Annotated in this window: 14 protein-coding genes; 9 read left to right on the top strand and 5 right to left on the bottom strand. The window is 40.5% G+C overall.

The window, feature by feature from the left end:
* Nucleotides 1-183 precede the first annotated feature (183 nt).
* The 3 genes from I6F41_RS01595 (at nucleotide 184) to I6F41_RS01585 (ending at nucleotide 2,402) form a co-directional block, all read left to right on the top strand.
* The gene (locus I6F41_RS01595; protein WP_197107615.1) at nucleotides 184-1,443 is read left to right on the top strand and encodes a HAMP domain-containing histidine kinase; all 1,260 of its coding nucleotides are present in this window, start codon (nucleotides 184-186) and stop codon (nucleotides 1,441-1,443) included.
* The gene (locus I6F41_RS01590) at nucleotides 1,440-1,967 is read left to right on the top strand and encodes a response regulator transcription factor (RefSeq protein WP_197107614.1); all 528 of its coding nucleotides are present in this window, start codon (nucleotides 1,440-1,442) and stop codon (nucleotides 1,965-1,967) included. The genes I6F41_RS01595 and I6F41_RS01590 overlap by 4 nt, the downstream gene beginning before the upstream one ends.
* A gap of 156 nt (nucleotides 1,968-2,123) precedes the next feature.
* Nucleotides 2,124-2,402 (top strand): peptidylprolyl isomerase, encoded by a 279-nt coding sequence (locus tag I6F41_RS01585; RefSeq protein WP_011329937.1) that lies wholly within the window; start codon nucleotides 2,124-2,126, stop codon nucleotides 2,400-2,402.
* A gap of 128 nt (nucleotides 2,403-2,530) precedes the next feature.
* Here the strand turns inward: I6F41_RS01585 and I6F41_RS01580 are convergent, their stop codons facing one another.
* From I6F41_RS01580 to I6F41_RS01565, 4 genes are all read right to left on the bottom strand, one after another.
* Nucleotides 2,531-3,193, bottom strand: coding sequence for a DsbA family oxidoreductase (locus tag I6F41_RS01580; RefSeq protein ID WP_011329938.1), 663 nt, complete (start codon nucleotides 3,191-3,193; stop codon nucleotides 2,531-2,533).
* A gap of 123 nt (nucleotides 3,194-3,316) precedes the next feature.
* Nucleotides 3,317-3,925 (bottom strand): flavin reductase family protein, encoded by a 609-nt coding sequence (locus I6F41_RS01575; protein WP_197107613.1) that lies wholly within the window; start codon nucleotides 3,923-3,925, stop codon nucleotides 3,317-3,319.
* Nucleotides 3,926-3,991: 66 nt separating this feature from the next.
* Entirely contained in the window at nucleotides 3,992-4,726 is a 735-nt protein-coding gene (locus I6F41_RS01570; protein WP_197107612.1) for an SDR family oxidoreductase, read from the bottom strand.
* Nucleotides 4,723-5,121, bottom strand: coding sequence for a thiol-disulfide oxidoreductase DCC family protein (locus I6F41_RS01565; protein WP_182677991.1), 399 nt, complete (start codon nucleotides 5,119-5,121; stop codon nucleotides 4,723-4,725). Before I6F41_RS01565 ends, I6F41_RS01570 begins: the two co-directional genes overlap by 4 nt.
* 120 nt (nucleotides 5,122-5,241) lie before the next feature.
* On the opposite strand from I6F41_RS01565, the gene ppc reads away from it, so the two are divergent.
* Together ppc and cdd are read left to right on the top strand one after the other, a co-directional pair.
* The gene (ppc, locus tag I6F41_RS01560) at nucleotides 5,242-7,887 is read left to right on the top strand and encodes a phosphoenolpyruvate carboxylase (RefSeq protein WP_182677989.1); all 2,646 of its coding nucleotides are present in this window, start codon (nucleotides 5,242-5,244) and stop codon (nucleotides 7,885-7,887) included.
* 120 nt (nucleotides 7,888-8,007) lie between these two features.
* Nucleotides 8,008-8,937: a cytidine deaminase gene (gene cdd, locus I6F41_RS01555; RefSeq protein WP_011329944.1), complete on the top strand. Its 930-nt coding sequence runs from the start codon at nucleotides 8,008-8,010 to the stop codon at nucleotides 8,935-8,937.
* 30 nt (nucleotides 8,938-8,967) lie between these two features.
* On the opposite strand, the gene udp is transcribed toward cdd, so the two are convergent.
* A complete protein-coding gene (gene udp / locus I6F41_RS01550) occupies nucleotides 8,968-9,726 on the bottom strand; it encodes a uridine phosphorylase (protein WP_011329945.1) in 759 nt (252 codons plus the stop codon).
* Between the two features lie 417 nt (nucleotides 9,727-10,143).
* Here udp and I6F41_RS01545 point away from each other — a divergent pair, with 417 nt between their 5' ends.
* The 4 genes from I6F41_RS01545 to I6F41_RS01530 all read left to right on the top strand — a co-directional run bounded on the left by I6F41_RS01545 (nucleotide 10,144) and on the right by I6F41_RS01530 (nucleotide 16,582).
* A complete protein-coding gene (locus I6F41_RS01545; RefSeq protein WP_179807156.1) occupies nucleotides 10,144-11,253 on the top strand; it encodes an arginase family protein in 1,110 nt (369 codons plus the stop codon).
* 142 nt (nucleotides 11,254-11,395) lie between these two features.
* Entirely contained in the window at nucleotides 11,396-12,697 is a 1,302-nt protein-coding gene (locus I6F41_RS01540) for a hemolysin family protein (protein ID WP_197107611.1), read from the top strand.
* 594 nt (nucleotides 12,698-13,291) lie between these two features.
* Nucleotides 13,292-14,896, top strand: coding sequence for a GapS1 family protein (gapS1, locus tag I6F41_RS01535; protein ID WP_197107609.1), 1,605 nt, complete (start codon nucleotides 13,292-13,294; stop codon nucleotides 14,894-14,896).
* 522 nt (nucleotides 14,897-15,418) lie between these two features.
* On the top strand, nucleotides 15,419-16,582 hold the full coding sequence (locus I6F41_RS01530) for an efflux RND transporter periplasmic adaptor subunit (RefSeq protein ID WP_179807154.1): 1,164 nt from the start codon (nucleotides 15,419-15,421) through the stop codon (nucleotides 16,580-16,582).
* Nucleotides 16,583-16,586 lie beyond the last annotated feature (4 nt).

Here is a 16,586-nt window from a genome sequence, read left to right as displayed (position 1 = left end):
TTGCTGTTAAGGCACTGGGTTAATATGGGGTCAATAAATATTGAGCTTAATAATTATTAACCCCAGTGCCGTGGCCTTTTAATACTTCACTTTGTACCTAGTTACAATGTTGATGAATGATGACTAAGTATTGCATAAGCATTAAAATAGCTTTTCTTAAAATTCAATTAGGTAACATGTGTTTTGTTAATTCGCACCGATCCGGCTATTAGCCGACTTTTAATGTTACGCAGTGGTGCCATAGCTGTGCAGCTTATTGCTGTGCTTATAGTGTACTTTTTATTAGATCATCAAATAGCATTAATGCCCTTACTGTTAGTGATTGCCCTAGAAGCGGGGTTTCAGTTAATGAGTGTGCTGGCTTATCGTAATGTAAGCCAAGCAAAACCGCTGGGCATGCTGATGCAATTAACCGCCGACGTGTTGTTTTTAACTATTTTGTTATCACTCAGTGGTGGCGCAACCAATGCATTTGTGTCGTTATTATTGCTGCCAATAATGATTGCAGCGGTAACGCTAAGTGGCAAAGGGCTTGCTTATATCGCGGTATTAGCCATTGCGGCGTATAGTGTATTACTGATAAAAATGCCCGAACATAACATGCACCAAATGAACATGAGCGGCCATTTTATTAGCATGTGGATTAACTTTGTTTTGAGTGCCAGTGTAATAGCGTTAGTGATTGGTGCAATGAACCGCGCCTTAAAAGAGCGCGAACGCACTATTGCTCAAGTGCGCGAACAACAATTACGCAGTGAACAGTTAGTAACGCTTGATGGCGCAGCAGCGCAAATAACGCATCAGCTTGCTACACCAATTGCTAACTTACAGTTACTCTTTGAAGAGTTATTAGAGGATCATCCAAATAACCTTGTAGTGCAGCAAATGCAAACTCCACTACAACAATGCGCTGCACAATTAGATAGTTTTAGAAAGCTCTCTGCTGCGCTGCGCCTTAATAACACCCAACAACACATTACAACGGCGCAATTACAACAGCAAATTACCGATACGCTATTGCTGCAATATCCCGATCAACAAATAAAGTGGATTATAAAAAACCAAACGGGAAGCGTTAATACCGCCATATTAAACAGTGATGCTATGTTGCTACCTGCTATTTTAAATTTACTCCAAAATGCAGCCACCGCTAATCAGCAGCAAGGTCAAAATGTGCTTGAGCTTACTTGGCTGCAAGAGGAGCATTGCGGCGAATATGTTTACTTGCTTATTCGCGATTTTGGGAATGGCTTTTCAGCAACCCAGCTCAGCAATTTAGGTGGGCAATTAATGCCTAGCGACCATGGTATGGGGCTGGCTGTGCTGCTTTCTAATGTGACCTTTGAGCGTTTAAATGGCTCGCTAACTTTATATAATCACCCCCAGTGTGGTGCAATTGCCAAAGTTAAATTAGCATCTGTTTTTAGCGAGCAAAGTGAATGAAAATATTAATTATTGAAGACGATATAAACCTTGCTAGTACCTTGGCAAGGCGGCTAACTAAATACGGTTTTAACTGCGAAATAGCGCATAACCAAAGTGAGGCACTCCTTAGTGCAAGGCGGTTTTTGCCCGCTACTATTTTGTTAGATATGAAGTTAGGTAACGACAATGGCTTAGCGTTAATAAAACCACTGCGCAGCTTGCTCACACACGCGCATATTGTATTACTCACAGGCTTTGCCAGTATTGCAACCGCAGTTGAAGCAATGCGCTTAGGAGCCAACGATTACCTTACCAAACCTGTTGATATGGCAACCTTACTAAAAGCACTTAACCAAGAGCGCGATACAGCAATAAGCTTAGATGTTGCAACCACAGTGATGTCGCCAGAGCGTTTAGAGTGGGAGCATATTCAGCAAGTGCTGCACAGTAATAATGGTAATGTGTCGAGCACCGCAAGGCAGCTCAATATGCATAGACGTACATTACAGCGCAAATTACAAAAAAAGCCAGTGCAGCACTAATAACGGTAGTGATTAAATATAATTTTAGGCTAAAGCGATGCTGGTTTTTTTTGAGCGCACTCAACACATCAATGAAGCACTATAGTAGCTGCCTGATTTAACTAGCTGTGCTAAAATCGCGGCGTTTAAATTTAACCGATATTACAAGGCTTTCACATGGCAAATACAGCGCACGCACTGCATATACTGGTAAAACATAAAGAAATTGCAGAAGATATTATTACGCAATTAGGTAAAGGTGCAAAATTTCAAACCTTAGCTAAAAAGTATTCGTCGTGTCCGTCGGGTAAAAAAGGTGGCGATTTAGGTGAATTTAGACGTGGGCAAATGGTGCCACAGTTCGACAAAATTGCGTTTAATGGCGCTATTTTAGAGCCGCATTTAGTTAAAACTAAATTTGGCTGGCATGTGATTAAAGTGCTTTACCGTACTTAATATTCTTTAAGTGCATGTATTAATTGCAGTTTAACAGGCTTAATACTTTAAATTAAATTAAATTAAATTAAATTAAAAGAAAAGGCTGCACATTGCAGCCTTTTTAAATTCTTTAATTCAGAGTTTAATTACTCAGCGTTTTGCTGTGCTTCTTCTTCAGTTATTTGCTTAAAGGCTTGCACAAATGCAGCGCTAGGTTGTCCGCCGGTAAGGGCGTATTGCTCATTTATGATAAAAGTAGGCACTGTGGTAATACCCATTTGCTGTATGTCACTTTGCTGGCTGCGTACTTCTTGAAAAAACTCACCACCGGCTAAAATTTCTTGAGCACGGTCTGTATCAAGGCCAACACTTGCAACAATATCAAGCAAAGCGGATTGCTCGTTTAAATTCACTAAGTCAGAAAAATGGGCTTTAAATAAAGCCAGTTTTAGCTCGGTTTGCTTATTTAAAGTGGCAGCCCATGCTAATAAACGGTGGCAATCAAAGCTGTTTATTATCATTCGCTTATCGTCAAAGTTAAACGTGAAGTCGGCATCTTTTCCGGCGTCTATTAAACGTTGGCGGTTATCTTTGCTTTGCTCTGGTGTTAAGCCGTACTTTTGCGTTAAATGTTCATTTAAGTCTTGGCCTTCAGGCGGCATATTTGGGTTAAGCTCAAACGGTTTCCAGCTAATTTCTGCGTTTATTTCACCGTGTAATTCACTGAGTGCTTTTTCAAGATTTTTATAACCAATAATGCACCATGGGCACATTACATCCGACACAATATCAATTTTAAGCGTTTTCATTATTTTCCCTTAGGGCAAAGCGGTAAAGCGAATATAGTGAGTATATTGGGATTAATTGCGGTTTATCAATCATGATTACTCTACAGTGTATTAAAAGCTGCAAATAATGTATGCGCAGCCTGATTACTTTTTAGCATAAGGCAGGCGCATTAGTTTGTTAGTGCTGTGGTAGCTGTCGAGCCCGCTTATAGCTACCGTATCTATGGCCTGTAAGTCTAAAAAGCCATCGCTTTGTAGTGCTGCTTCGTCTAAATATACGTCCATTATTTCGCCAATCACAAGCTCAGTACCATTGACTGCTAAATGCTGATGTTCAATGTATTTTACCGCATATTTTAAGCGGCTTTGTTGTACAAATGGGGCACTAAATTCATTTAAATACTCAGGGGTTAAACCGGTGGCAGCAAACTCTGATTCGTTTTTATCATAACGAGCCGAGGTTTGATGTGCTTGCTGATAAATAGCACTATTAACATGATTAATAGTATAAACACCGGTTGCTAAAATATTTTCGAAAGTGTGACGGGGTACGCTATGGGGGCGCATTATCATACCAATTAATGGCGGGTGCGCACCTAAATGAATAACAGAGCTAACAATCGATAAGTTAGTATTGGCTTGGCTGTCTTGAGTGCCAATTAGGTTAGCGCTTTTAAAGCCCGACAACGAGTTTATAAAGTGGGTACGCGTGTGTTTTTCAAGTGCTGCAATGCGCGCTTTAGTAAAATGCATTAAAAAATCCTTACTATGAAATACTTACCATGGAATACCTCCCATGAAATACTTACCATGAAATACCTACCATGAAATAGTGATGCCTTGCCAATCTAGGTAGGCGGGTTCACCGTTAAGTTCTAAATTAGGGTTGTTGTTAGTCAGTTCAAATAATTGCTGCGCTACAAACGCAGCAGTAAAAAGCTTGTTTGGCGGTACATTTTTTTGAAAAGGCTTAGACAGCTCAGTGTCGGTAGTACCGGGATGAAATAAAATGAGCTTAGTGTTTTTAGCGCGCCTTGCCAGCTCCACGGCGGCAGTTTTAAATAACATATTAAGCGCCGCTTTTGATGCACGATAGGTATACCAGCCGCCAAGTTTATTGTCGTTTATGCTGCCAACCCGGGCGCTTAATGCGGTAATAGTGCAGTGGGTTTTAGGTGTTAATAATGGTAATACACTTTGCAGGCATAGCAGGGGGGTAAGCGCATTAACTTGCAATAGTTGATTAAAATAATCGCTGTTAATGTCCTCTAGCTTTTTTTCTGGCATGTGTTGCTGATTATGTAAAAGGCCATTAAAAATAATTACCTGATGTAAATCAGCCTGCTGGTTTTGTAGTGTAGCGGTAACATTGTTTAAGCTTTGCTTTGAATAATCGCTTTGCAGTTGCGTTATATTATTTAGGTTATTGTACTGCGCCTTGTGCGCGGCTGCGCTTACGCAAACAATATGGTACTGGGTTACTTGGTTATTTAAATGCGCTATATAAGCTTGTGCAATTGCACTACTTGCGCCAAATAAAACAATTGTTTTCATTTATCACCTGCGCTTTTGGTTTTACATTGATTATTTTTACACTGTGAGTTTGGCATTAAAAAACGACTTATAGGCTGGCGATACTTAGCAAAAAAAGTGTATGTGCAATCAGCAAAAAATCGAATTATGGGCAAGCGAATAATCTTCAACCAAGGATATTTACCTACAGTTTTCCATGCTTGGTAGGTTACATCAAGGCCATAGATCATTATTCCAGATGGCATTCTTGCGTGTAATAACGCCATAGCTATACTTTTATCTACATTAGGAAAACGCGTATTAAAGTCAGTGGCATTAAGGTCCTCTAATATTATTTTATTATTAATGTCAGCACGCTTTAAATGTTGCATTTCGGCGTTACACAATGGGCAGTTAGCATCGTAAAAAATGATCATGTTATTGCTTTGTAATTATTTTACATATGCTTTTTTACGACACACCATTGCAAATGGATCTATTAAATAACCGCGCATAGTGATATTAATAGTGCTCCATGAAACAAAGGAGACTGAGAAATGAGTGAACAATATGCCGCCTTGCGAGGCAATGTAAATTTACTAGGCCAATTATTAGGGCAAACAATTAAAGATGCCCAAGGCCAAGCAATTTTAGATAAAGTAGAAGAAATAAGGGCTTTATCAAAGTCATCTCGCAGTGGCAACGAAAACGACCGTAAAACACTAATAAAAGTATTACATGCGCTCAGCGATGAAGAGCTGTTACCGGTTGCCCGTTCATTTAATCATTTTTTAAACCTTGCCAATGTTGCCGAGCAGTTTCATACCGTTTCGCGTTTTAATGATGTTGGTTTTTGCCAGCTAAATCCTCTCACTCAAACATTAAAAACGTTAGCAACAAAAGCAAATAATGGCCAACTTAATCACAATCATTTGGCCGACACACTCTCAAAACTCCACATAAACTTGGTGCTAACCGCGCACCCTACAGAAGTAACACGCCGCACAATTATTAATAAGCACGTTGAGTTAAGTGATTGCTTAGCTTCATTGGAGCGAACTGATAACTTAGCACAAGAGCGCGAGGCTATTTTAAACCGTATTGCGCAGTTAATTAGCCAAGCATGGCACACCGACGATATTCGTCGCTCGCGACCCACCCCTGTTGATGAAGCAAAATGGGGCTACGCGGTGATTGAAAATAGCTTGTGGCATGCAGTGCCGCGTTTTTTACGTGAGTTTAGCCAGCATGTAAAAGAGCATTTAAGCTTAGAGTTACCAATAAACTACAGCCCAATAGAGTTTACCTCGTGGATGGGCGGAGATCGTGACGGCAACCCTTATGTAACCGCACAAGTAACCAAAGAGGTGCTTGATCATGGTCGTTGGATGGCACTGGACTTATATGGCCGCGATCTAGAAACGCTAAGTACAGAGCTGTCGATGTCTGATGCCAGTGATGAGCTAATAGCCCTTGCGGGGCAAGAATTTGAACCTTATCGCTGCGTGATTAAAACACTTAAAAACCAAGTGTTAGAAACCGTAATGCATTTAGGGGCAAAAATAAAAAATCAGCGCAGCGAAGCCCAAGACTTAATTACCGATATAAACCAAATAAAACATCCAATTGAGGTGTGCTATCGCTCGCTATTAAAATGCAATATGAAAGTAGTTGCTGATGGCCTATTACTGGATGTATTACATCGTATTAATAGTTTTGGTTTGCGGTTAGCTAAATTAGATGTACGCCAAGATTCATCGCGCCATGGTGATGTGTTTTCAGAGCTTACGCGTTACTTAGGTTTAGGCGATTACAACCAATGGCAAGAGCAAGACAAACAAGCCTTTTTACTCACTGAGCTTAACTCTCGCAGGCCGCTAATACCTAAGCGTTGGCAGCCAAGCCCAGAGGTGCAAGAAGTACTCGACACCTTTGACGTGATTGCACAGCAAGACGAGCAAACATTTGGCTTATATATTATTTCGATGGCGCGCACAGCCTCCGATATTTTAGCGGTACAATTGCTGTTAAAAGAAAGTGGTTGTAGCTTTAAATTACCGGTTGCGCCGTTATTTGAAACCTTAGATGATTTAAATGATGGCCACAATGTTATTACTACTTTGTTGGATAATGACTGGTACAGAGGCCAAATTAACAACACCCAAAACGTTATGATAGGTTACTCAGACTCAGCAAAAGATGCCGGTATGATGGCAGCTGGTTGGGCGCAGTACGAAGCAATGGATAAGCTAGTACAATTAGCCGACAAACGCGGCATAGAGCTGGTGTTATTTCATGGCCGTGGCGGTACGGTAGGGCGAGGTGGCGCACCCGCTGCACAAGCCCTACATTCACAACCACCGGGGTCATTAAAAGGTGGTTTGCGAGTAACTGAGCAAGGCGAGATGATCCGCTTTAAATTTGGTTTACCCGATGTTGCGCTACAAAGCTTAAATATTTACGCCGGCGCTGTACTGCAAAGTAATTTATTACCACCGCCAGAGCCTAAACCACAATGGCGCGAAGTAATGGCTTTGATCAGCGAAGAGTCGTGCGAGCATTATCGTAACGTGGTACGCCACGATGAAAACTTTGTACCTTACTTTAGAATGGCAACCCCAGAGCTTGAGCTTTCTAAACTGCCGCTTGGCTCGCGTCCTGCAAAACGCAACCCTACAGGTGGGGTCGAAAGTTTGCGGGCAATACCATGGATTTTTGCATGGAGCCAAAATCGTTTAATGTTACCTGCGTGGTTAGGCGCATTAACAGGATTACAAGCGGCATTGGCAAAATACGGCGTTGAAACCTTGCAAGAAATGAGCTTACAATGGCCATTTTTTAGATCGCGCCTAGAAATGCTCGAAATGGTATTTAGTAAGGCCGACAGCTGGTTAAGTGAGCATTACGATAATGCGCTGGTGGAAGATATGTACAAACCACTTGGTGTTACCTTGCGTAAAGAGCTCGCTGAAGCGATTAGTTTAGTACAGTCGCTTAGCCCGCAAAAAAGCTTATTGGCCGATCAGCCATGGATCAAAGAGTCAATTGCGCTGCGTAACCCTTATACCGATCCGCTTAATGTGTTGCAGGTAGAGTTACTTCGCCGTGCGCGCTCAAGCGACAACGGCAGTGAAGGCGATATAGATAACGCGTTAATGATCACCATGACCGGCATAGCAGCAGGTATGCGCAATACTGGTTAATAGCTAAATAAAAACAAGGGGGTTGCGCAGCGCCGTAACCCCTTATTTTGTGCATATGCGCTGGCATTTTATGCGCTAACCTTTTAAACTACTTAGCCATTGAATAACAAAAATTATATTATGGCTTCTGCAACCTTTTTAGTACAAGCAAACACCGCACTTAGTAATACCCACATCTCTTTAAGCGTAGCGCAAACACAGGCTTTACGTAGCCAATTAAAAACCCAGCGCGGTATTTTAAACGCAAATAATATTAACCAACTATGCGCGCAACTTAATGTAACAAACGACGCCTTATTACAAGGTTTAGTGCCTTTAGCGTCTGAGTTTGCGGTAGCACCCGTATCGAACTTTCATGTGGGTGCAATCGTTAAAGCACTTGATGAAAGCGGCGAGGTTAATTTTTACTTTGGTGCTAATGCCGAGTTTAACCGCCAAGCACTTAGTTTAGTGGTGCACGCAGAGCAGTCTGCAATTAATAATGCTTGGTTAAATGGCGCGAAAAAAATACTAAAAATAGCGATTAGTGACGCACCTTGTGGTTATTGCCGCCAATTTATGAACGAATTAGCTGATGCGCGTGAATTTGATATTTTACTGCCCGAGCAGCAATTTAAACTTGCAGACTTGTTACCGCATTCGTTTGGCCCCACCGATTTAGGCAATCAGTACAGCTTATTTAATCCAGCCCCGCAGGCTCGCTCATTTAACAATACAGAAGTAGAGCAACAGCTGGCAGCCTATGCGTTAGCAGCTTATGTACCGTATAGCCAAAACTACAGCGCAGTAAAAATCACTACGTTTAACAACGGTGACTTTTATGGCAGTTACGCAGAAAACGCTGCATACAGCCCTAGCTTATCGCCATTGCAAAGTGCATTAAGTCAGTTGTTTTTAGCCGGTTTGAGTTTTGATCAACATACCGTAAAGGGAATAACACTGTTAGAAACCGCTGGTCATGAAAACCAAGCAGGAGTGGCTCAAGCAGTGCTAGCAAGCTTTGTAAACTTGCCACCACTTGAGCTAATTAGTGCGCCATTAAGTGAGTAACTTGGCAAACTGACACACTAAAAAGTACTGTTACTTAGCGAGCAGTACTTTAGCGGCTTCTAATACTACCGCAACTGATTTTCTTTCAATTTCGCCGTGGTCAACATTAGGAATTTCTTGGCGAGTACGATTAACTAATACACCGGCTACGCACGCTGCTTGTAAACCAAGTGCCGCACACATAGTAAATAAGGTTGCCGATTCCATTTCGTAGTTCATCACACCCAATTTTTGCCACTCTTCACAGCTGCCTTGTAACGACTTTGGTACATAACCAGAGTGCGTATCGTAACGCTCTTGCCCTGGGTAAAATGTGTCGCTTGATGCAGTAATACCAATATGAAAATCGATATTAAGGTTTTCACAGGCTTTAACCATAGCTTGGGTAGCAAAAAAGTCAGATACCGCAGGGTAGCTAAGCGGCGCAAAATGCTGGCTTGCACCATCTAAACGCACAGAGGCTTGGCTAATTAAAATATCGCCTTCGTTAATGTGTGGTTGAATTGCGCCAGTAGTACCAATACGCAAAAAGCTGTGCACGCCAAGTTGGGCTAATTCTTCAACGGCAATCGACGTCGATGGACCGCCAATACCGGTAGAGCATATAACCACAGAATGGCCATTAAGCTCACCTAAATAAACATGAAATTCACGCGTTTTAGCCAGGCAAGTTGGGTTATCTAAAAATTGCGAAATACGTGCAGCACGATCCGGATCGCCCGGAACAATAGCCAGTTTTGCACCTTTAAGATCGTCAATACATAACCCTAAGTGAAATACCTTTTCCATAACTAAGCCTTTATAAAATTACTATCAATTTAGCATCATTACTATAATTGTTTGTTTAGTACAGGACGTATGTCCGTGTTGATTTGTTTTGATTTATTCACCCACATTGAATATTCAAGCATATATTAAAATTACCCGTAAAATGAGGCGGTTGACTTGTATAGGCAGACATTATATTGATCGTCTAAAGTAATGAGTAAATTATCATAAACAACAGGCACATTTACACTAAGTTGTTTTTATTCATATGGTTAGTTGTTATTTTTTGGATGGTATATACATTAGTGAAGCAAGGCTAATTTAACGTTAGTTTGCTTTTAGCAAGCAGTACTAATGTTATTGTTAGTATTTAAATATTAGCAATTTTGCATAACTAATCAGTACCACGCAAAACATATAGATTTATAAGGGTTTACCATGAGCACCGAATTTCAGGAATTTAAAAGCAAAATTGAGCATTGTTTGTGCGCACCAGGTGATGGTGTATATACAGTTAACACTGCAAAAGAGCGCAAAGCTGCATTAAGAAATAAGCTTTATGGGCAAACCGAAAACATTGGCCCATTATGGCGTGAGTCGCTTAACGAGTTACCCAATTCGCCGCATAAAGCGGTAATGCTAGGTATTAGCTCAGATTGTGGCGGCGGTATTTTACGTGGCGCAAACTGGGGGCCGTTATTTTTACGCTCAGCATTACTTGATCAGCAACCTCAGTGCCGCTCATTCGATTTAGGCGACGTACGCGTTATTCCTCATTTATTACATGATAAATACTTAAACAAAGCCACTATAACCAATTGCCAAAAAGCATTATACGGCAACGAAAATAACGACTATTACGTTAGCCCACTGTCGATCACTGAAGATGTGTGCGACAGCTTTTATGCAACATTTGAAAATAAAGGCATTTTTGGTATTGGCGGCGATCATTCAATTAGTTACCCATTAACAAAAGCGTATTTAAAAGCTAAGCGCGCACAAGGCAAGCGTACCGCAATTATTCATTTTGATGCCCATACCGACTTATTGGTTGAGCGCTTAGGCATTGATTTATGTTTTGGCTCTTGGTGTACGCATATTTTAGAGTTTTTACCTGCGCCACATCATTTAATTCAATTTGGTATTCGTTCAAGTGGTAAACCGAAAGAGCATTGGGAAAGCACCTTTGGTGTTAAACAACATTGGGCGCATGAAATTATAGAGCGCGGTGCAGCAGCCGTTGCCGCAGATGCCATTGCCCAGCTTAAAGCCGACAACGTTGACGAAGTGTATGTTAGCTTTGATATTGACGCCCTTGATGAAAAATATGCCTCTGCAACAGGCACACCAGAGGCAAACGGCTTAACGCCGCAGCACGCACTGGATATTTTATCAGCCATAGCCGATGAATTTCCGATCACCGGTGCCGATATGATGGAAATTGCGCCTTTTACCGACAGCTCGCTAGTAGGGCAGTCAAGTTCAGAAACCACCTTACGAGAAGGCGCTAAAATTTCGGCGTTTTTGATTAGTGCGATGAACAAGTAATCTTAAAGCAGGTCGAAAGGCCTGCTTATTGTATTGATAATAAAAGCCTTTTAATAAATATTAAATTTAAATTGCCCCGTTTAAAAAAGCGACTATAATCCAGCTGCTTTTGCTATAAAAGCGTATTCTATTGGAGCTATAAATGGGTGATTTAGTCGGGATTGGCTTATTAATCTTGATCAGTGCGTTGTTTGCAATGTCGGAAATTGCGATTGCAGCATCGCGTAAAATAAAATTAAGAGTAATGGCTGATGAGGGCAATGTTCAAGCAGCTGCAGTATTAAAGCTACAAGAACAACCTGGGGCATTTTTTGCCATGATCCAAATAACCCTTAATGCTATTGCTATATTAGGCGGCATTGTGGGTGAGCAAGCACTTTCGCCTTATGTGCAAAATGTTTTGCAGTTTTTTTATCAAGGCCCATTACTGGCACAAATTAGTTTTTTACTGTCGTTTTTAACCATTACTTCACTGTTTATTTTATTTGCAGATTTACTACCTAAACGTTTGGCAATGATTTTGCCAGAGGCCGTTGCTGTGCGCGTGGTAACAATAATGCGCTGGGTTACCTATGCCTTAACGCCCTTGGTATTATTTTTTAATGGTTTAACAAATATTATTTTGCGTATTTTTAAAGTACCAAGCGAGCGCGAAGATATTGTAACCACAGAAGATATTGTTGCCATGATGGATGCAGGTGCAGAATACGGTAGCCTACAGCAACAAGAATACGATTTAATCGGTAACGTATTTGACCTAGAAGCGCGCTTTATATCGAGTGTGATGTCGCCGCGCGACCAAATAGTTTATTTTGATATTAATGAGTCGAGCCATGATATTGCTAACAAAATAATAGAGCATCCACATAATCACTTTTTAGTGTGTAACGATAATTTAGATAAGTTAATCGGCTCTGTAGAATCAAAAGATATTTTACGCCAAGTACTTAAAGGCGATGCAGCGAATATTAATAGCGAAATGCTCGAAAAAGATATTTTTTATCTGCCCGAAACCCTCAGTTTATCAGAGGCATTAAATGCGTTTAAAACAGCTGTACAGCCTTTTGCTGTGGTAGTTAACGAATACGCATTAGTGGTAGGCATAGTAACAGTAAAAGATTTAATGAAAGGCTTTATGGGCGACTTAATTACTCACAGCGATGATGAGTTAATTGTTGAGCGCGACCAAAACTCCTGGTTAGTTGATGGTTTAACCCCCATAGTTGAGCTGGCTAAAGTACTTGATATTGATGAGTTTCCTCATCAAAGTCATTACGAAACCGTGGCCGGATATTTAATTTATACCATGAAGCGTATTCCAAAACGTGCAGAGTATATTCAATACGCCGGCTTTAAATTTGAAGTGGTCGATGTTGAAGGCATTCGGGTTGAGCAGTTACTGGTATCAAAAATAGTACCCACGCCCGAGCCATCGCAAAGCTAAGTACAAACTAAGTTAGCTCGCTATTAGCAAGTAAAAAGTAGCAAGTAAACAGTCAAAATCACAAAGTAAAAACACCTTATTTTATTATTTTAAGGTGTTTTTACTTAGGTTGGTTTGAGCGCAGAGAAGCCCAACGAAAAAAGGCAGCCTCAATTAACATTAGCGTTTTGTATTATCGATTACCTAAAAAGTACCGAATGTAGGTCGGATAAGCGAAGCGCCATCCGACACAGTAAAATATCTTACCAATTATTATTATCAGCATTTTATATTGTCGAATACTTGAAAAGTGCCAAATATAGTCTTTGAACCTTAATAATCTATACTTTGAATTGTTGAGGTTATGTGCTCTTTACTTACGAATATTGTGCCCCAAAATGTTTTGGCAGTGTGACTGTAGGCTAATTCAAACAAAACCAGATTGACTAAATATTAGTAATACTACACAGTCTAGATATTAAGATCTTATCAAACCTCGATCGTAATGAAACTACAAGGAGAAATCCGTGCTCATGAAAGAAGCTGCTCATCAAATCACCTGGTCGCTCATAACTTGTTTAACCGTTTTTGCATTGTTGCTAGTGGGATTACTTGATGTCATTTAGTAGAGATGCCCATAAGATAAGAAACTCGATAACACGCTACACAAAAGAATCTGTAGTACAACATTTACTTACTCGACTACATACCGTATATCCTGATGAACCTCAAGCAATAGGTCGTCCTTGGATTGTCAGCCTAATGCTTGAGTGGACATTAGAACTAGAACCCATTAAAGGCGCTATTCCTGCGAATGAAAAAGATGTTTGGAATATATTGAACAAAATTTGGGCACTACAAGGAAAAGCTTTAAAATTTGCCGATGAAGATAATGTTTGGTTGTCTCTAAGGGCGTTCTTACTAACACAACTTAGATTTCAAACGAACCAGATAGTACACAACTATTTCTTGGTAAGGTTGTTCTCAATAATGTGCAATGAAGGTGCAAGTCGATCTTTTCGAGATAATTTCAAAGCTCAGACTGATATTGATTTGGAATGCTTTTATGTTTTGTCGGTGTTTTTCTTTTCTGTATTTTACTCGTCTAAAAAGCCAATCATTAAGTACGAAGAGTTCTTACCCAAACTATCACCAGCATATCCAGTAGCCGTGATTAAACAATACCTCAGCTTAGTTGGAGCTAACTTTGAACAGTTGCAAAAATTGATTAAACACCGAAGGAGAAAAACTAGAGGCGATGGAGATGTACGAGCGGAAGAGTATTTTTCTGAACCACTATTGCTTGAGAAACCAATACTCATTCTACCTGAGGGTATATCAACCGCTCATCCATATATTGCAAGTATCGGGTTGAGCGAGTTTGTTCTCAGAACTCTTAAGACTGCTGATTCGAGTGGTTTTAGAGACAAATTTACTAAAGAGTTTGAAAATTATTTAGCATATGTTTTTGATGCATATAATTTTGAGACGACAAGAGAAGAGCAACTGATGGAAGTTTACAGAGACAACAAAATTCAAGGTAAGGTTGTCGACTTCTTACATCAACGGAACGGAACTTCGATATTTATTGATGCAAAGGGCGTAGAACCCAACCAAAAAATTCTTGTGACTGACCAGCGCAACATTATTAAGGACAAGTTAAGAGATACTCATCTGAAAGGTATTAAACAAGCTGCTGAATGTGCAGATAAGTTAAAGGGCGTTGGTTTTGGTGATCTTGCTGATTTTGATAACAGATATGCTCTCATAGTGACTCACCAAGACTTCTACCTTGGTAATGGTGTTAAACTCGCCTCTTATATAGGGGGTGAGTATAGACAAAGGATAGATGAAGCAGTTGCTGGCAAGATACCTCTGAAAAACGTACACTTCTGTTGTGTTGCTGATCTCGAAGGAATACTAGCGCTTTGCAATGAGACTGAAACCGAAATTAGTGAATTTCTGGATTTTTGTAACATTGAAGAAGAAGCTCCAGAAACATCTAAATTTGAGATGCGTCAGCACATTCAAGCATATGCAGAGAAGCTAGCATCAGAGAAAAGCTCTCCTATCGGCAGCGATAGGCTAGTAGAAAACTATAAATACCTAACTTCTGAGCTTGCTGGCAAAATATCAAAATCTCAGCAGTATTGGAGCGAAGGCTCTGTGAAAATTCCAATTTACTTGCAGCACCTTAGAAAAATAAAAGAACTAGTGTAGTTAATTTTTAAGTCAGCTTCAGGTTGCCTGATTTTAAGTAAAACAGAAGTGATTATTTAGTCTAGTCCAAGGCATAGATAGCGCCAAACGCGATGGAAGAACTGCCTTTTATATGATTGTTGTTGCCGAGAAAGCTTGGCCACAGGTTCAGAGCTATTCCATACTTTATCGAATCTAAAACCAGTCATTTTTGTGCCGACTTGTAACTCAAAAATGTCCAAAAATGATTTTGATCGACCGTCTGCTGAGCGTTCTATGCAGCTCAACTAAATGTATATACCAATCACTAAACACTATTTAAAGCACAACCACGCTGAATTCAGCCCTATTTGGGCTTTACACAATGCCCTAGGGGAGTTTTGACTGTAAGCAAATAGTCGCTTTAGTCAACCAAATTTACATATGTTTACAGCATTAAATCTAGTTAAAAATAATTCTTAATTAGCATTGGAAAGTGCATGCAAATAATTTAGAATGAACGTTCATTCTAAAGTTTAAATTCAAGTTAAAAGGTAATTTAATATGCAGCGTTCCCGCATCGCGCTATTGGTATTTTCGGCCCTCGTTGGTTCTGTCGTTTTAACTGGTTGTGATCAGGCTGCTGAGCAACCTAAAGCTACTGCTTCTCAAGGCACTCCAGTAGGTGTAGTTACGATAAAAAGCCAAACACTTACACTTAAACAAGAATTACCAGGGCGTGTAAGTGCATATCAAATAGCAGAAATTCGTCCTCAAGTTAGCGGTATTGTGCAATCTCGTTTGTTTACAGAAGGTACGCAAGTAGAAAAAGGCCAAGCGCTATATCAAATAAATCCAGCCATTTTTGAAGCTGAGCTTGCAGCAAGTGAAGCAGCTGTAGCCCGCGCTGAGGCGAGTATTGCCAGCAGTAAATCAAAAGCTGCGCGTTATAAAGAGTTGTTGGCAATTAAAGCTGTAAGTCAGCAAGACTTTGACGAAGCAGATGCAACTGCTAAACAGGCAAAGGCTGAGTTACTTACTGCGAAAGCGCAATTACAGGCTGCACAAATTAATTTAGATTACAGCCATGTAGCATCGCCTATTGGTGGTCAAATTAGTAAATCGAGTGTGACTGTTGGTGCTTTGGTAAGTGCTAATCAAGCAATGGCATTGGCAACAGTCACGCAGCTTGATCCAATTTATGTTGATTTAACACAATCGAGTAATGAGTTAACCAAGCTTAAAAAAGCGTTGTCGTCGGGCTCGTTAAGTGTTGATGCAGATATTCAAACCGAGGTTGAGCTTTATATGGAAGACGGTTCGGTTTATCCGCATAAGGGCACCTTACAGTTTTCAGAAGTAACGGTTAATCCAAGTACGGGTTCGGTAACATTGCGAGCTAAATTTTCTAACCCTGAGAAACTACTTTTACCGGGTATGTATGCCCGTGCATCTATTGTTGAAGGGGTTCAAGAAAATGCTGTTTTGGTTCCGCAGCGTGGTGTAACGCGTAATACCAAAGGCCAGCCAACGGCTATGGTGGTAAGTGAAAATAATACAGTAGAGAGCCGAGTACTAGAAGTTGATAGAACAATAGGTTCGAACTGGTTAGTGACTAAAGGTTTATCTGCTGGTGATAAGTTAATTGTTGAAGGCTTACAAAAAATTCGTCCTGGCGCGCCAGTGATTGTCACTGAAGCAACACCTTTAGCCACTCAAGCGCAATAACGGA

Origin of the sequence: Pseudoalteromonas sp. SCQQ13 (genome assembly GCF_015864415.1) — a bacterium.
Lineage (GTDB): Bacteria > Pseudomonadota > Gammaproteobacteria > Enterobacterales > Alteromonadaceae > Pseudoalteromonas > Pseudoalteromonas nigrifaciens.
The sequence above is the reverse complement of the archived record's forward strand: the minus strand, read 5'-3'. Positions and strand labels throughout refer to the sequence as shown.

Coding starts and splice junctions, on each gene's coding strand:
- I6F41_RS01590 (WP_197107614.1), top strand. CDS start 1,440: ATGAAAATATTAATTATTGAAGACGATATAAACCTTGCTAGTACCTTG.
- I6F41_RS01585 (WP_011329937.1), top strand. CDS start 2,124: ATGGCAAATACAGCGCACGCACTGCATATACTGGTAAAACATAAAGAA.
- I6F41_RS01580 (WP_011329938.1), bottom strand. CDS start 3,193: ATGAAAACGCTTAAAATTGATATTGTGTCGGATGTAATGTGCCCATGG.
- I6F41_RS01575 (WP_197107613.1), bottom strand. CDS start 3,925: ATGCATTTTACTAAAGCGCGCATTGCAGCACTTGAAAAACACACGCGT.
- I6F41_RS01570 (WP_197107612.1), bottom strand. CDS start 4,726: ATGAAAACAATTGTTTTATTTGGCGCAAGTAGTGCAATTGCACAAGCT.
- I6F41_RS01565 (WP_182677991.1), bottom strand. CDS start 5,121: ATGATCATTTTTTACGATGCTAACTGCCCATTGTGTAACGCCGAAATG.
- ppc (WP_182677989.1), top strand. CDS start 5,242: ATGAGTGAACAATATGCCGCCTTGCGAGGCAATGTAAATTTACTAGGC.
- cdd (WP_011329944.1), top strand. CDS start 8,008: ATGGCTTCTGCAACCTTTTTAGTACAAGCAAACACCGCACTTAGTAAT.
- udp (WP_011329945.1), bottom strand. CDS start 9,726: ATGGAAAAGGTATTTCACTTAGGGTTATGTATTGACGATCTTAAAGGT.
- I6F41_RS01545 (WP_179807156.1), top strand. CDS start 10,144: ATGAGCACCGAATTTCAGGAATTTAAAAGCAAAATTGAGCATTGTTTG.
- I6F41_RS01540 (WP_197107611.1), top strand. CDS start 11,396: ATGGGTGATTTAGTCGGGATTGGCTTATTAATCTTGATCAGTGCGTTG.
- gapS1 (WP_197107609.1), top strand. CDS start 13,292: ATGTCATTTAGTAGAGATGCCCATAAGATAAGAAACTCGATAACACGC.
- I6F41_RS01530 (WP_179807154.1), top strand. CDS start 15,419: ATGCAGCGTTCCCGCATCGCGCTATTGGTATTTTCGGCCCTCGTTGGT.